Below are 15722 nucleotides of genomic sequence, written 5' to 3' on the forward strand. Positions count from 1 at the left end.
CATCCGCTCCGGCGGCGATGAACAGGGCCGATGCCAGAAACACCTCTTCCAGTCCGGCTGCTCGTCTGCGTGACCTGCAGGCGCGAGGGCGATGACCCCGAGGCGCCGCGCCAGGGCGCCCGGTTGCGCGATGCGCTCGCCGGCATGCTACCTGAAAGCGTCGAGCTGCAACCTGTCGAGTGCCTGGGCAATTGCAAGCGCTCCTGCACGGTGGCGCTGTCGGCGCCCGGTACCTGGACCTATGTCTTCGGCGACCTCACCGCCGAGAGCGGCCCCGACATTCTCACCGGCATCGGGCTGCTGGCCAATTCCAGCGACGGCCTGATGCCCTGGCGCGGCCGTCCCGAAGTCTTCAAGCGCAGCATGATCGCGCGCATCCCACCCCTATCAACTCTCAAGGACGCCGCCGAATGAACGCGCACACCAAGGTTCCCTGCACCATCGTCACCGGCTTTCTCGGGGCTGGCAAGACGACGCTGATCCGCAACCTGCTCGCCACCGCCAATGGCCGCAGGCTGGCGCTGATCGTCAATGAATTCGGCGATGTCGGCGTCGATGGCGACATCCTGAAGTCCTGCGGCATCGAGAGCTGCCCGGAAGACGCCATCGTCGAACTCGCCAATGGCTGCATCTGCTGCACGGTGGCCGACGATTTCGTGCCAGCTCTGGAGACGCTGCTGGCGCGTCCGAACGCACCCGAGCACATCGTGATCGAGACCTCCGGCCTCGCTCTGCCCAAGCCGCTGGTCAAGGCCTTCAACTGGCCGGCGATCCGCTCGCGCGTCACCGTCGACGGCGTCATCGCCGTGGTCGACGGTGCCGCGGTCGCAGCCGGCCGCTTCGCCGATGATCCGGAAGAGCTCAAGCGCCAGGCCGAGGGCGACGCTTCCCTCGATCACGACAATCCGCTCGAGGAGGTCTATGAGGACCAGCTCCTCTGCGCCGACCTCGTCGTGCTCAACAAGGCTGATCTCCTCTCAGCCGGCGAGGCCGACAGCGTGGAGAAGGATATCGAGAAGACCGTGCCGCGCGCCGTCAAGGTGGTGCGCACCTCCGAGGGCCGCATCGATGCCGCCGTGCTGCTCGGGCTCGGGGCAGCGGCCGAGAACGATCTGGAGGCGCGTCCCTCCCACCACGATCACGAAGCCGAGCACGACCATGACGATTTCGACACCTTCATCGTCGACCTGCCGGCCATCCTCGACGCCGACGCCCTGGTGCGTAAGCTGAAGGCGGCGGCCGAGGAACACGATATCCTGCGCATCAAGGGTTTCGTCGCCGTCGATGGCAAGCCGATGCGCATGCTGGTCCAGGGCGTCGGCGCCCGTTTCTCGCAGCATTTCGACCGCGCCTGGGCGCCGGAGGAAACCCGTTCGAGCCGCCTCGTCATCATCGGCGAGAAGGGCATCGACCAGGCCGGCATCCGCAAGACGCTGGAGGGCTGATGCATCTGCTGCCGGCCGATACGCGTTCGCTCGATGCCAGCGAGGCCGCCATCGATCTGGGTCAGGCACCCGGCGCGATCGTGTTTGCCTCGCTGACCGACAGCGACCTTGCCCTGGCAGCCGCTTCCGGCCTCGACGATTTGCGCCTGGCGCCGCTGCAGAAGCTGCGCCATCCGATGTCCGTTGACCTCTACATCGATCAGACGGCCCGCCATGCCAAGGCGATCGTGGTACGCCTGCTCGGTGGCCTCGATTATTGGCGCTATGGCGTGGAGGAACTGGCGGCGGCGGCGCGCACCCATGGCATCGCGCTCGCCCTCATTCCCGGTGACGACAGGCCCGACGGGCGCCTGTCTCAGCTCTCCACCGTGCCGCAGGAGGCGCTGGATCGGCTCGCCCAATACTGGCGTGAAGGCGGCCCCCGGAATGCCCAGGCCTCGCTGCTCTATGCCGCCAGGCTGGGCGGCCTCGATTTCGGCGAACCGGAAGCGCCAGTGGCCGTGCCGAAATACGGGATCTTTCTGGGACCGCAGGCGTCTCGCCTGCTCTCGGAAACACCGCGCTTGCCGGAGGGGCAAAGGGCAGGCGAGACGCCTGCGGTCCCAGGGAAGGCCGCCATCCTCTTCTACCGCTCCATCCTGCTCTCCGCTGACACTGCCCCCATCGAAGCCCTGGTGCGGGCGCTCGATGCCGAGGGTCTCGCCGCCACGGCGCTTTATGTCGGTTCGCTCAAGGACGGGGAGACGGCGCAGTGGGTGCGCCGACAGCTTAGGGAACTCAAGCCGGCGGTGATCCTCAACGCCACCGCCTTTTCTGCCCTGGACGACGACGGTGCCTCGCCGCTCGACGTGGCCGGTTGTCCGGTCCTGCAGGTGATCACCTCTTCCTCGGCGCAGGAGGCCTGGGAGGCCTCGACCCGCGGGCTGTCGGCCAGCGACCTTGCCATGCATGTCGCACTGCCCGAACTCGACGGCCGTCTTTCGGCCGGCGTGATCTCCTTCAAGGCCGAACGCGAGGAGGGCACCTTTACCCGTCTCGCCCATGCCCCGCATGACGAGCGCATCGCCGCCGTGGCTGCCAAGGCCGTCGCTTGGGCGAAGCTTGCCACGAAGGCGCGGGCGGAGCGCAGGCTCGGCCTGATCCTCTCGAACTATCCGGGCGCGGATGGCCGTCTCGCGCATGCCGTCGGCCTCGATGCACCCGCCTCGGCCCTGGCGATCCTGGAGCGGCTTCGGGACGAAGGCTATGCGGTGGGTGACCTGCCGGAGAACGGCGCCGATCTGCTGGAGCTGGTTGCCCAGTCATACCCTCCCCTCGATGGGGAGGGTCGACGCGTAGCGTCGGGGTGGGGTGACTGCCTCGACCGTGGTGATTCCCACCCTACCCCGGACCTGCGGTCCGACCCTCCCCATCGAGGGGAGGGTAAAGAGCTTTCCCTCCCGCTCTCAGCCTACTCCGCCTGGCTCGGCGCCCTTCCCGCTGCCCTCCGCGACAGGCTCGCGGCCCAATGGGGCGATCCCTCGGCCGATCCCCTCTGCAGCGAGGGCGCCTTCCATTTCGCGGGACATCTCTGCGGCCATGTCGCCGTGGCGGTGCAGCCCGATCGCGGCTCGGCCCTCGACCGTAAGGGCGATCATCATTCGCCCGACCTGCCGCCGCGCCATGCCTATCTCGCCTTCTATCTGTGGCTGCGCCAGGCCTTCGGCATCGATGCGATGATCCATCTGGGCACGCATGGCACGCTCGAATGGCTGCCGGGCAAGGCCGCTGCGCTCTCCGCCCAGTGCTTCCCTGAGCTGGCCGCGGGAGCCGTGCCGGTGCTCTATCCCTTCATCGTCAACAATCCCGGCGAGGCGGCGCAGGCCAAGCGCCGGCTCGGCGCCGTCACCATCGGCCATCTCACCCCGCCTTTGCGGGAGGCCGGCCTTTCGGGCGGTGCCATCGAGGTCGAGCGCCTGATCGACGAATATGCCAGCGCCGACGGCCTCGATCAGCGCCGCATGGCCTATCTCAGGCGCGAGATCATCGAGCGGGCCGTGGAGACTGGCCTTACCGCCGAATGCGGCATCGCGCCCGGCCTCGACGAGGACGAGACGCTGGCGCGCCTCGATGCCTTCCTGTGCGACGTCAAGGAACTCCAGATCCGTGACGGGCTGCATGTCTTCGGGCGCCGGCCGGAGGAGAGCGCCCATCTCCTCGATGTCCTGGCCGCCTCCTGCGGCGAGGAGGAGCGGCCGGTTCTGGCCGCACGCCTTGAAAGCTGTGGTGACAGCGAGATGGCCAGCCTTCTCGCCGGCCTCGACGGACGCTTCGTGCGGCCCGGCCCCGCCGGGGCGCCGACGCGCGGGCGTGCCGACGTGCTGCCGACCGGGCGCAACCTCACCACGCTCGATCCAAGGGCGGTTCCGACCCGTGCCGCCTACGCGATTGGATCGCGTGCGGCAGATGCCTTGATCCAGCGTTATCTGCAGGATCACGGCGACTATCCCCGGAACATCGTGCTCGACCTGTGGGGCTCGGCGACCATGCGCACCGGCGGCGACGATCTTGCCCAGGCCCTGGCCCTGCTGGGCGTCAAGCCGGTATGGGACAACGGCTCCAATCGCGTCTCCGGCTTCGAGGTCTTGCCCCAGGCCCGGCTCGACCGGCCGCGCGTCGACGTGACACTGCGCATATCCGGCCTGTTCCGCGACGTGTTCGCCCAGCAGATCACACTGTTCGACGAAGCCGTCAGGGCCGTTGCCGCCCTCGACGAAAGCGCCGAATGGAATCCGCTGGCCGCCGCGGCGAAGGCAAGCGGCGAACGGCCGCTGCGCATCTTCGGCGCTGCGCCCTCGGCCTATGGCGCCGGGATCACCGACCGCATCGCGCGCGGGGCCTGGGATAACAGGGCCGATCTCGGCCGCGACTATCTCGCCGCCAGCAGCCATGCCTATGGCGCCGGCATCGAAGGCGACGCCGTGCCTTCCGTCTTCGCCGAGCGGGTCGCCGCCGCCGATGCCCATGTGCATGGCCAGGACCATCGCGAGATCGACATCCTTGATGACGTCACCTTCGCCGCCCATCAGGGTGGCTTTGCGGCGGCGCTGGAGGCGCTGGGGGCCAAGGCCGCCCTTTATCACGCCGACCTTTCCAATCCTGACAAGCCCCGCCTGCGCAGCCTCGGCGAGGAGGTCGGCCGCCTCGTGCATGGCCGCGCCGCCAGCCGGCGCTGGATCGACGGCATGATGGCGCATGGCTATGCCGGCGCCGCCGAAATGGCCAATGCCATGGATTCGCTGTTCGCCTTCTCGGCGACGGCCGGCATCGTCACCAATGCCGCTTTCGACCGCATGCATGAAGCCTATGTCGAGGACGAGGAGGTCGCGGCCTTCCTCGCTTCAGCCAATCCCGCTGCGGGCCGGGCGATCCGGGCGCGGCTGGCCGAGGCGATCCGCCGGGGGCTGTGGCAGCCGCGCCGTAATTCGGCCAGCCGCCTGCTGGACGAGGCTGGGAGAGCGGCGTGAGCGAACCGTCCAATCAGGTCAAGGGCTGGTGTCCCGGGGCGCTCAGGCCGATGCGCTCGGGGGACGGATTGATCGTGCGCGTGCGCCTGACGGGCGGGGAACTTACTCCGGAGCGTGCGGCCGCCCTGGCCGAGGCGGCCCGGCGCTTCGGCAATGGCCTGATCGATTTGACCTCCCGTGCCAATTTGCAGATGCGCGGGGTCCGCGACGAGACCCTCCAACCCTTGCTCGACCGGCTCGCCGAACTCGGCCTGCTCGATGCCAGTGCCGCCGCCGAACAGGTCCGCAACGTGATTGCGAGCCCGCTCGCCGGGCTAGATCCGAGCGCGCCCGTCGATGTGCAGCCTTTGATCCGGGCGCTGGAGCTGCGCTTGATAGGAAACGATCGTTTCCATTCCCTGCCGGCCAAGTTCGGTTTCCTGCTCGACGGTGGCGGCGTGCTGTCGCTTGACGGTGTCGAGGCCGACATCGCGTTGAGGGCAGAGGATGACGCGCATTTCCGGCTGGAAGCCGGTGGTGAAGCATTGGGACGGGTGAGGGTAGAGGAAGCACTGGAAGCCGCACTCAGCGTCGCCGAACGCTTCCTCGCTCTGCGCCAACCCGACGAACGCCGCATGCGGGACGTCGTGAGGCGGATCCCATTACCCTCCCCTGGAGGTATCGGCACTTCCAAGAGGAAGTGCCTGGGGTCGACGCGTAGCGTCGAGGTGGGGTGGGAGGCGGAGGGCGTAGAGGTTCCCATCCCACCCCGGCCTTCGGCCGACCCTCCCCCTCCAGGGGAGGGTAAAGACCAGAGTCGCCTTGCCGGCCCCCACGCCGCCGGCTTCTTCACCGCGGCTGCTCCCTTCGGGCGGCTCGATGCCCACCAGCTCGAGGGCCTCGCCGGCGTCGCCGCCCGGCATGGCGCGACGTTGCGCTTGACACCTTGGCGCTCGATTTTACTGGCGCCGCTTGCCGTCGACGTCACTCCGGAAGTGTCGTCCCTCGGCCTCGTCGTCGATCCCGGCGACCCGCGGCTTGCCATTGCCGCTTGCCCCGGCAGCCCTTCTTGTCTATCCGGCGAAGCGCCGGCGCAGGCCGATGCCGCAAGGCTGGCGCCGGTGCTGGCCGGCTTCGTCGAAAGGGGGGCGAGCGTGCATGTCTCGGGCTGCGCCAAGGGTTGCGCGCGGCGCACGCCGGCTTCCATCACGCTGGTGGGGCAGGGAGGGCGCTATGGTATCGCCTTCGACGCCGACAGCAAGGCGCCGAGCGAGACGGAACCGATGTCCTTGGGCGAATTGACGGCGTTTTTGGCCAAGCGCCTGGCTGAGAAGAGTTTCAAGAGCAGTGAGCAGCGATGAACAGGGCGTTGTCATTCCGCACGTGCTGCATCATGAAATGATGCGGCGCAGATGCGGAACCGCCGTGAAAGTATGCCTTGTTCTGCCAGCGATCCCGGATCTGCATCGCATCACTGCGTGCTGCGCCGCGTCCGGGACGACCAAGTGAGTGACCATGTCTGAATGCGACTATATCCGTGACGGTGCCGAGATCTATCGCCGCTCCTTCGCGATGATCCGTGCCGAAAGTGACCTGTCGCGCTTTTCGGCCCTCGAGGCCCCCGTCGTCGTCCGCATCATCCATGCCTGCGGCATGGTCGAGGTCGCTGCCGATGTCGAGATGTCCGGCGATCTGGTAGCGAGCGCGCGCGCTGCGCTCAGGGCCGGCGCACCCTTGCTGTGCGATTCGAAGATGGTGGCCAATGGGGTGACCCGCGCCCGCCTGCCGGCCGACAATGACGTGATCTGCACGCTCGACGATCCGCGCACGCCCGAGCTTTCCCGGCAGATCGGCAATACCCGCACCGCTGCCGCCATGGAGCTCTGGCGCGACCGCCTTGGCGGCGCCGTGGTTGCCATCGGCAATGCGCCGACCGCGCTCTTTCATCTGATGGACATGATCGACCGGGGAGCGCCCAGGCCCGCCGCCATTCTCGGCATTCCCGTCGGTTTCGTCGGCGCTGCCGAATCCAAGGACGAGCTCAAGGCCTGGGGCAAGATACCCTGGCTGATCGTGCGCGGACGCAAGGGCGGCAGTGCCATGACCGCGGCGGCCATCAACGCGCTGGCGAGCGAAATCGAATGAGTGCCGGTCGTCTCTATGGCGTCGGCGTCGGCCCCGGCGATCCCGAGCTGATGACCCTGAAGGCCGCGCGGCTGATCCGCGCGGCACCGGTCGTCGCCTATTTCTGCAAGCAGGGACAGCGCGGCCATGGTCGCACCATCATCGAGGGCTTCCTGGCCGATGATGTCATCGAGGAGAAGCTGGCCTATCCGATGACGACGGAAGTGCCGGCCGGCGATCCGGTCTATCATTCGGCGCTCGGTGGCTTCTATGACGAATCGGCTCGCCGGCTCGCCGCTCATCTCGATGCCGGCCGCGATGTCGTGGTGGTGTCGGAAGGCGATCCCTTCTTCTACGGCTCCTTCATGCCGATCTTCCATCGCCTGGCCTCCTCCTACGAGACCGAGGTGGTTGCCGGCGTCTCGGGCATGGCGGGCTGCTGGACGCGGGCCCGCACGCCGATCACCTATGGTGACGACATCCTTACCGTGCTGCCGGCAACGCTGGACGCGGCGGCGCTCAAGCGTCATCTCGAACTGGCAGACGCGGCGGTGATCATGAAGCTCGGCCGGCATTTTCGCAAAGTGCGCGCCGTGCTGGAGGAGTTGGACCTTGCCGCCCGCACTGTTTATGTCGAGCGCGGCACCATGGCCGGCGAGAAGATCATGCCTCTGCCGCCGGCCGATTTCACCGGCGCGCCTTATTTCGCCATGCTGCTGGTGCCCGGCCAGGGGAGGCTGCTGTGACCGGCCGCGTCATGATCATCGGCCTCGGGCCGGGGCCGGCGAAATGGATCACGCCGGAGGCCAGCGCGCTGCTGGCCGAGGCGACCGATATCATCGGCTACGGCCCCTATGTCGACCGGGTGCCGTCGAGCCCGGCAAAACGCCATGCCAGCGACAACCGCGTCGAGGTCGATCGCGCCCGTCACGCGCTCGAGCTCGCGATGGCCGGCGCGCGCGTCGCCGTGGTCTCGGGCGGGGATCCCGGTGTCTTTGCCATGGCCGCGGCGGTCTTCGAGGCGGTCGAGGCGGGGGATCCCGCCTGGCGTGACCTCGATATCGTGGTCGTTCCCGGGGTCACCGCCGTGCTCGCCGCTGCCGCGCGGCTCGGCGCGCCGCTCGGGCATGATTTCTGCGTGGTCTCGCTGTCCGACAATCTCAAGCCCTGGTCCGTGATAGAGAAGCGGCTGGTTGCGGCCGTGGAGGGCGATTTCGTGCTCGCCTTCTACAACCCGGCCTCGAAGGCCCGGCCCGACCAGATCGGCAGGGCCTTCGAGGTGCTGCGTCGCCAGGCGGGCGAGCGTATCGTCGTGCTCGCCAAGGCCGTGGGCCGGCCGGACGAGGAGATCATCCTGACCAGCCTGTCCGCGGTGAAGCCGGAAGAGGTCGACATGCGCACGCTCGTGCTGATCGGCTCCTCGCAGACGAGGTTGATCGAGCGCGGGGAGGCCGAGCCCTGGATCTATTCGCCCCGGAGATGGGACGCGTGACGTCCTGGGACCGCAGGCTTCCAGCCTGCTCTGCCTCTCCGGCGTGTTCGACGTTTCCAAGAATGCAGGCTGGAAGCCTGCTATCCCAGGGGCAAGCAGTTCCGGGGGGCGGGTCTTCAGACCCGGCTTTGTCTTTCCGGCGGGCGCGACGTCTCCGGGCTGGTCTGAAGACCAGCCCCCCGGTGCTCGATCCAGGCCAAAGCCTCCTGCGCCGTTGCCACCGTCTCCACTTCGGCCGTCCCAGGCCGGCGCAGCAGGATGACCGGCAGGCCGAGGCGGCGCGCGGCGGCGATCTTGCCATAGGTGGCGCTGCCGCCGGAATTCTTGGTGACCAGGATGTCGACGGCCTCTTCCTGCATCAGGCTGTAATCATCGGCCTCCGCGAAGGGACCGCGGGCAAGGATCAGCCTGGCGCGCGGCGGCAGCTCTTCGGGCGGATCGACCGAACGGACCAGATAGAAATGCTGGGGCGCGGCGAGGAAGGCCGGCAGTTCGAGCCGGCCGGTGGTCAGGAAGACGCGACGTGGCGCGGTGCCGAGCGCCTCAACCGCGGCCTCGGCGTCAGGTACTTCGCTCCAGCGATCACCGTCCACCGCCAGCCAGGCCGGACGCCGCAGGGCCAGGAACGGTACGCCGGTGCGCCGGGCCGCCTCGACCGCATTGGCCGACATCCGCTCGGCGAAGGGATGCGTGGCATCGATGAGCGCGGTGACCGCATTTTCCTCGAGGAAGGCGCAAAGTCCTTCGACGCCGCCGAAGCCGCCGATCCGATGGGCGATCGGGGGCGGGGCGGGATTGATCGTCCGCCCGGCAAGGGACACCATTGCCGGAATGTCGGAGCGCGCGGCCAGGAGCCTCGCCAGGGCCGAAGCCTCGCTGGTGCCGCCGAGCAGCAGGACATGGGGACGGGAACGGGTCACTCAAGCGTCATTCAAGTTGGTTCGATCTTTGTCACTGCCGGGCTTGACCGGCAATCCAGCCTATTGCCCGATTGCGTGTGGCTTCTGGATAGCCGGGTCAAGCCCGGCTATGACAAACCGGATCGTTTCTTCTTAAGTGAATTGCGTTGGAACTGAAATGCGCTGTCGTCTCTTGAGGGTCGGATGAGCCCTGTCAACCATTCGGATCGCTGGCTGTCCATCGTCGGCATCGGCGAGGACGGCATGGCCGGCCTGTCGCCGCTGGCCGCCGCCGTGGTCGCCGGGGCCGAACTGCTGGTCGGTGGCGCCAGGCACCTGGCCATGGTGCCGGACGGAGCCGCCGAAAGGCCGGCGGAAAGGCTGGCCTGGCCGAGCCCGCTGACCGACGCCATCGGCCCGATCAGGGCGGCGCGTGGGCGGCGCGTCGTCGTGCTGGCCTCCGGAGATCCGTTCCTGTGGGGTGTGGGTGCCACGCTGGCGCGCTTCATCCCGCCCGAGGAGATCGCCTGCCACCCAGCGCCTTCGTCCTTCTCCCTGGCAGCGGCGCGGCTCGGCTGGGCGCAGCAGGATTGCGCCCTGATCTCGCTGCATGGCCGGCCCTTCGAGACACTGGTGCCGCATGTCCAGCCCCAGGCCCGCATCCTGGCCCTGACCTGGGACGGCCGCACGGCGGCCAAGGCGGCGGCCCGCCTCACCGAGCTCGGCTTCGGCGCGTCCCGCCTGACCGTGCTGGAGCGCATCGGCGCAAGCGCGGAGAGGATCCGCTCCGCCCGGGCCGAAGCCTTCGATCTCGACGGCATCGATCCGCTCAACGTCCTGGCCATCGAGGTGGTCGCCGGCCCCGACGCCCGGCCGCTACCGCTCGCCAGCGGCCTGCCCGACGATTTCTTCGAGCATGACGGCCAGCTCACCAAGCGGGAGATCCGCGCCGTCACCCTGTCGGCGCTGGCCCCGCTCAAGGGCCAACTGCTCTGGGACATCGGCCTGGGGGCGGGGTCGGTCGCCATCGAATGGCTGCTGCGCCATCCGTCCAACCGCGCCATCGGCATCGAGGAGAATGCCGACAGGGCGACGCGCGCGCTGGTCAACGCCGTCAATCTCGGCGTGCCGCATCTGCGCCTCGTCACCGGAGCGGCACCAGCCGCCCTTGCGGGACTGGAGCGCCCTGATGCCGTCTTCATCGGTGGCGGCACGGGTGATGAGGGTGTGTTCGAGGCTGCCTGGGCCGCCCTGCGCCCGGGCGGGCGCCTCGTTGCCAATGCCGTCACGCTGGAGAGCGAGCAGGCCCTGGCCCGGCGTTTCACCCAATATGGCGGCGATCTGATCCGTCTGGGCGTGGAGCGGCTGGTGCCCGTCGGCAGCATGCATGGCTGGCGCCCGGCGATGCCGGTGACGCAATGGAGCGTGGTCAAGCCAGGAAATCCTGGGCAATGAAACCGTTCGTCGCCGCCGGTCTCGGCTGCCGCAAAGGCTGCCCGGCCGAGGAAATCACCGCTCTCGTCCGGCTGGCCCTGCAGGAGGCCGGCTTGGAGCTTGCCGCGCTCTCGGGCCTGTTCGCGCCCGCCTTCAAGCAGGGCGAGGCGGGGCTGGCGGAGGCCGCCACCAGCCTGGGCGTCCCACTCGTGCTGATCCCCCAGGCTGCGCTGGAGGCCGCCGAGCCGCGCGTGCTGACCCGTTCGGAGCGCGTGGTCGCCCTGACGGGGCTGGGCAGCGTGGCCGAAACCGCGGCGCTCGCTGGCGCCGGCCCGCAATCCACCCTCAAGCGGGCGCGCATCGCCAGTGCGAACGCCACCTGCGCCATCGCCGTCAACGAGGCCTGACATGACCGTTCACTTCATCGGCGCCGGCCCCGGCGCGCCCGACCTCATCACCGTCAGGGGCCGCGATCTCGTGGCGCGTTGTCCGGTCTGCCTCTATGCCGGCTCGCTGGTGCCGCCTGAGATCATTGCGCTGGCGCCTGCGGATGCACGCGTGGTCGATACCGCGCCGCTGACGCTGGACCTGATCATGGCTGAGATCGAACAAGCGCATGAAGCGGGCCTGGATGTTGCGCGGCTGCATTCGGGGGATCTGTCGATCTGGAGCGCGCTGGGCGAGCAGACGCGGCGCCTGCGCGCCCTCGGCATTCCCTACACCATCACGCCAGGCGTGCCGTCCTTCGCCGCCGCCGCGGCGGTGCTCGGCAAGGAGCTCACGCTGCCGGAAGTGGCGCAATCGGTGGTGCTGACGCGCACGTCGGGCCGGGCCTCGGCCATGCCGGAGAACGAGACGCTTGAGGCTTTCTCCCAGACCGGTGCGACGCTGGCGGTGCATCTTTCCATCCACGCACTGGCGCGCGTGGTAGCCGAGACGACGCCGCATTACGGCAGCGCCTGCCCGGTCGCGGTGGTCTTTCGGGCAAGCTGGCCGGATGAGCGTGTCGTCACCGGTACGCTCGGCGATATCGAAGACAAGATCGCGGCCGAGCCGATGGAGCGCACCGCTTTGATCCTGATCGGGCGCACGCTGGCCAGCGAGGATTTCCGCGAAAGCGCGCTCTACGACACCGACTACAAGCGGCGCTATCGCGGCTTCGAGGGGTGACGAGCCGGTCCTCACGCCCCCTCCCAGGGTGTTGGCGTTTGAAAGCCCCGAGAGGGTGGCGCAGCCCCTCGTCCGCCTGCCGGCACCTCCAGTCAACGCAAGAGAGTTGACGACACCGCCAAGGGGAGAAAGCTGCCCATCGTTCTCAGCGACGCGTTGGTGCAATCGTCCGTCAATTCCGGCTCGGATCAGCCAGAAATGTCGCGCCTGGACTATTCGATGTTCGCTTTCCCGGCATTGTGGAAGTTCTTCCTCCTGGTCGCGTCCCCGTCATGTCTTCCCGTGGCTCCCACCTTTTTGGTGCGTTCCTCGCCCTCGCGGCGGGAACGGTGTTTTCGTTCGGCAGCATCACCATTCGTGAGTCGCCGCATCTCGACGCCGTGCAATATCTGATCTGGCGCAGCTTCGGCCTGCTGCCGCTGGTTCTCGGTGTGGCGCTGCTACAGGGCAAGTCGCCGCTGCAGCAGTTGATTTCGGGCGGCTGGCTGGGACTTGGTGGCGCACTGTGCATGACGGTGATGGCTGATTTGTTCATCTTCGCCATGAAGACGACCTCCATCGCCAATGCCCTGCTGTTTTCGAGCGCGGCGCCGCTGATCGGCGCCATATTGGCCCGCCTGATCCTGAAGGAGCGCATCTTCGTCTCCACCTGGGGCGGCATCGCGGTCGGCATTGCCGGATTGCTGATCATGACCTGGGGGGAACTGGGCAGCGGCAATGCCATCGGCAATCTGGCTGCCTTCGGCGTGGGCTTTGCCTATGGCCTCTATTCCATCATTGCCCGGCTCGGCCGCGACAGGGACATGTCGGGCGTGGTGACGGGTTGGGCGGTGCTGACCATCCTCACCTGCGGCGCTTTCATGGCGCTGAGAGGGATCACCATCGCCACGCCGATGCTGGAAAACACCTATGCCATGATCCATGGCGCCGTTTTCATCGGTGGCGGCATGTATCTGCTCAATACGGCCGCCCGGCATGTCGGCGCCGGGCAACTCACCTTGCTGGCCCAGACCGAGATGATCCTCGGGCCGGTCTGGGTCTATCTCTTCTTCGACGAGACACCGCGCCTGACCACCGTCCTGGGTGGCGGGGTGCTGCTTGCGGGCGTGCTCGTCGCCGCCCTCGGGCGCAGCTTCGCCCGCGATGAGGAAGCGCAAGTGGCGGCGCGCGCCTCGGTGTGATCCCGGGACTATACGGGCTCAGGACGACTTCAGGCGCCAGCCACCGAGAATGTGCCAGATCACAGCCAGGAGCACGATCGCGCCGCCGATGATCGCGGCCATACCCGGATCCTCGGCGAAGATCAGATAGACCCACAGCGGGGCCAGCACCACGTCGAGCGTGGAGATCAGGCCGGATTCGGCGGCGGGGATCCGGCGTGCACCGGCCAGGAACATGAAGAAGGCCAGGGGGATCGAGGTGAAGGCGAACAGCGCCAGCACCACCCAGTCCTGCGCCGTCGCCGCGGCGGGCGAGGCGAAGGGCAGGCCCACCAGCGCGGTGAACAGGCAGCAGAACAGGTTGACCGGCAGCATTTCCAGCCCCGGACGGGCCCGCGCGACCACCGCCACGATGGCGAAGGAGGCGGCCATGCCGAGCGCCATGGCGTCGCCGAAGAGATGGCCGGATCCGAAGGAGCCTCCCACCATCACGACCACGCCGACGAGCGCGCCGCCGGAAGCGATCAGCGTGCGCCGGGAGACCCTCTCGCGCATGATCAGCCAGGCAAGGCCGGCGGCCAGGAAGGGCGTGGTGGCATAGATCACCGATACGTTGGCGATGGTGGTGTGATAGAGCGCCCCGACGAAGAACAGCATCGACAGCGAGGCGCAGGCCGCGATGATGAGGCCGAACCAGCCGATCGAGCGGATCGCGGCCAGGCTGTCGGCGCGATGCACATAGACGAGACCGACCCCCATATAGATCGCGCCGATCGCCGCGCGCAGCGACACGGTCGTCCAGGCGTCCACCGTGAGCATGCGGGCGAAGATGCCGCTGATGCTCCAGGCGATGGCGGAGGCGACGACGAGAAAGACACCGAGCCGATGAACGGAACGGGCGTCGGGCGAGGCGGTGATGGCGGACATCGGAAAACCAGGGGTGGGAGAGCGCAACTCACATGATTTTCAGCGGCACTCCCAACAGGCCGATGAAGCTGTGATCAGCCGCAATCTCCTTGTTTCCGATGCTTCGTTCAAGGGAGGAAAGCTATCTTGAACGACAAGAAAAGCTTGATGACGGAGACGGCGCTTGCGCTGTTCCTCCACTGTCCCTGCGTTCCTCGATTGCTTTCCGCTCAGTCGTGACATTGACAACTTACGCTATCCGATAGAGCGGCCGGGTCCGCCATCGTCGCCGGGCAGTGCCGCGTCTGTCGCCAGGGCAGATCGCCGTCCGGCAGGGGCGCCGGACGGCGATCGTCGTCAGCCTGCGCTCATCTTGCTCTCGTAGTCGGCTTCGAGCCGCGTATGCAGGCCCCAGAAGCTCGGCGGTGCGTGTCCTCCGAGGCGGGCCGCGAGGATGTCGAGATGGGTGTGCCAGCCGGCAGCGACGCTGATCAGTTCGTCACGGGTGAGCAGGCGGCTATGGGTGATGGTGATATGGGTCCGCCCGAGCTCCGGCTTGAGGTCGATGCGCACCTGGGAGCCGTCCCCCCAGGCATATTCGATCAAGGTGGGCGGCTCGCAGGCGATCACCCGCCCATGCATTTCCACCGTGCCGTTCAGATGCACATATTTGGGCGGCGGCGGGTCGTCGGGCGACGACAGGTCGCCATTGCGGAAGACATGGTTGACCCGTCCGCCCGGCTGCAAGTCCATCTCGCCGCCGGCCAGCCATTGCTGGCGCTTCTCGGCTTCGGTCAGGAAGGCCCAGACGCGTTCGATCTGTCCGGAAAGAACGCGTTCGATGCGTACGGTCTCGGTGTCGATGATCACGCCGTAGTCGGACATGGTTCAACTCCCTAGAGTAAAGCGCTTTCATGAGCGCTTGTTTTCTCTGATGCTTTATTTCCCAGCCAATCCGACGGATTGGCCAGGGCACCTTTGCGATTCCTGCAGATACCGGCAAATCGCGAGACGCTTCAGGCTCAACTCCCTTGAGGGTTGGCAATCGCATCCGCGATCAGCAAGGCGTCAAGCGTGTCGAGCCGCTGATTCCAGAGTTTTTCATAAAAACGCATCCATTCCAGGCCGGCATGCAGAGGCCGCGGATTCAGCCGGCAGGTATGGGTGCGTCCTTCGACACGGCGTTCCACCAGGCCGGCCTTCTCCAGCACCTTGATATGCTTGGAGGCGGCGGCCAGAGAGATGGCGAAGGGGTGGGCGAGTTCGCCCACCTTGCGGGGCTCGGCGGCGAGGCTGCGCAGCATGGCCCGCCTGGTCGGATCGGCCAGGGCATGAAAGACGGCGTCGAGAGGATCTTGATATTCAACCATACGGTTGAATATCTTCCTTTGCCCCTCAACTGTCAACCAAATGGTTGACGACAGCATCGGACCGATCTCGAAATCGGGGCCGATACTGTCGATTTGGTCGTCGCATGGTTTTTTCCGAAAACCGGTGTCCACTTTGCCGACGATGCTGACTGTTTCCGTCGCGTTCGGCACCTGGGATGTCGCGCCATGCAAAGGCGTTTCCGGCAAGGCCCTGTCTAGTCGCCACGAGCAAGAGGG

General features: G+C 67.4%; 15 protein-coding genes. 11 read left to right on the forward strand and 4 right to left on the reverse strand.

From position 1 onward, the window contains the following. Positions 1–30 precede the first annotated feature (30 nt). The 7 genes from ACIGJE_RS08490 (at position 31) to cobJ (ending at position 8546) form a co-directional block, all read left to right on the forward strand. Complete coding sequence (locus tag ACIGJE_RS08490) at positions 31–414, forward strand: DUF1636 family protein (RefSeq protein WP_483679794.1); 384 nt, start codon at positions 31–33, stop codon at positions 412–414. Continuing rightward, complete coding sequence (cobW, locus tag ACIGJE_RS08495) at positions 411–1445, forward strand: cobalamin biosynthesis protein CobW (protein ID WP_311940851.1); 1035 nt, start codon at positions 411–413, stop codon at positions 1443–1445. The genes ACIGJE_RS08490 and cobW overlap by 4 nt, the downstream gene beginning before the upstream one ends. Beyond that, positions 1445–4951, forward strand: a complete 3507-nt coding sequence (gene cobN / locus ACIGJE_RS08500; RefSeq protein WP_483679796.1) for a cobaltochelatase subunit CobN — start codon at positions 1445–1447, stop codon at positions 4949–4951. Before cobW ends, cobN begins: the two co-directional genes overlap by 1 nt. Next, positions 4948–6291: a precorrin-3B synthase gene (gene cobG, locus ACIGJE_RS08505; protein ID WP_483679799.1), complete on the forward strand. Its 1344-nt coding sequence runs from the start codon at positions 4948–4950 to the stop codon at positions 6289–6291. Before cobN ends, cobG begins: the two co-directional genes overlap by 4 nt. 154 nt (positions 6292–6445) lie before the next feature. After that, complete coding sequence (locus tag ACIGJE_RS08510; protein WP_483680224.1) at positions 6446–7075, forward strand: precorrin-8X methylmutase; 630 nt, start codon at positions 6446–6448, stop codon at positions 7073–7075. Further along, positions 7072–7800: a precorrin-2 C(20)-methyltransferase gene (locus ACIGJE_RS08515; protein WP_311940838.1), complete on the forward strand. Its 729-nt coding sequence runs from the start codon at positions 7072–7074 to the stop codon at positions 7798–7800. Before ACIGJE_RS08510 ends, ACIGJE_RS08515 begins: the two co-directional genes overlap by 4 nt. Further along, complete coding sequence (cobJ, locus tag ACIGJE_RS08520) at positions 7797–8546, forward strand: precorrin-3B C(17)-methyltransferase (protein ID WP_311940834.1); 750 nt, start codon at positions 7797–7799, stop codon at positions 8544–8546. The genes ACIGJE_RS08515 and cobJ overlap by 4 nt, the downstream gene beginning before the upstream one ends. Before the next feature lie 116 nt (positions 8547–8662). Here cobJ and ACIGJE_RS08525 read toward each other — a convergent pair whose 3' ends face one another. Further along, entirely contained in the window at positions 8663–9466 is an 804-nt protein-coding gene (locus tag ACIGJE_RS08525; protein WP_483679801.1) for a cobalt-precorrin-6A reductase, read from the reverse strand. Between the two features lie 183 nt (positions 9467–9649). Between ACIGJE_RS08525 and cbiE the strand changes: the two genes are divergently transcribed. From cbiE to ACIGJE_RS08545, 4 genes are all read left to right on the forward strand, one after another. Beyond that, complete coding sequence (gene cbiE, locus ACIGJE_RS08530; RefSeq protein ID WP_483679803.1) at positions 9650–10900, forward strand: precorrin-6y C5,15-methyltransferase (decarboxylating) subunit CbiE; 1251 nt, start codon at positions 9650–9652, stop codon at positions 10898–10900. Further along, positions 10897–11286, forward strand: a complete 390-nt coding sequence (locus ACIGJE_RS08535) for a cobalamin biosynthesis protein (RefSeq protein ID WP_311940825.1) — start codon at positions 10897–10899, stop codon at positions 11284–11286. The genes cbiE and ACIGJE_RS08535 overlap by 4 nt, the downstream gene beginning before the upstream one ends. Position 11287: 1 nt before the next feature. Further along, a complete protein-coding gene (gene cobM, locus ACIGJE_RS08540) occupies positions 11288–12049 on the forward strand; it encodes a precorrin-4 C(11)-methyltransferase (RefSeq protein ID WP_483679805.1) in 762 nt (253 codons plus the stop codon). Positions 12050–12321: 272 nt separating this feature from the next. Next, positions 12322–13230 (forward strand): DMT family transporter, encoded by a 909-nt coding sequence (locus ACIGJE_RS08545; RefSeq protein WP_483679807.1) that lies wholly within the window; start codon positions 12322–12324, stop codon positions 13228–13230. Positions 13231–13248: 18 nt separating this feature from the next. Here ACIGJE_RS08545 and ACIGJE_RS08550 read toward each other — a convergent pair whose 3' ends face one another. The 3 genes from ACIGJE_RS08550 to ACIGJE_RS08560 form a co-directional block, all read right to left on the reverse strand. Further along, entirely contained in the window at positions 13249–14136 is an 888-nt protein-coding gene (locus ACIGJE_RS08550; RefSeq protein ID WP_367625253.1) for a DMT family transporter, read from the reverse strand. A gap of 336 nt (positions 14137–14472) precedes the next feature. After that, on the reverse strand, positions 14473–15000 hold the full coding sequence (locus ACIGJE_RS08555; RefSeq protein ID WP_311940812.1) for an SRPBCC family protein: 528 nt from the start codon (positions 14998–15000) through the stop codon (positions 14473–14475). Between the two features lie 137 nt (positions 15001–15137). After that, entirely contained in the window at positions 15138–15692 is a 555-nt protein-coding gene (locus ACIGJE_RS08560; protein WP_415080294.1) for an ArsR/SmtB family transcription factor, read from the reverse strand. Positions 15693–15722 lie beyond the last annotated feature (30 nt).

The sequence above is a fragment of the Labrys sp. E2SS-1L genome (assembly GCF_057073705.1).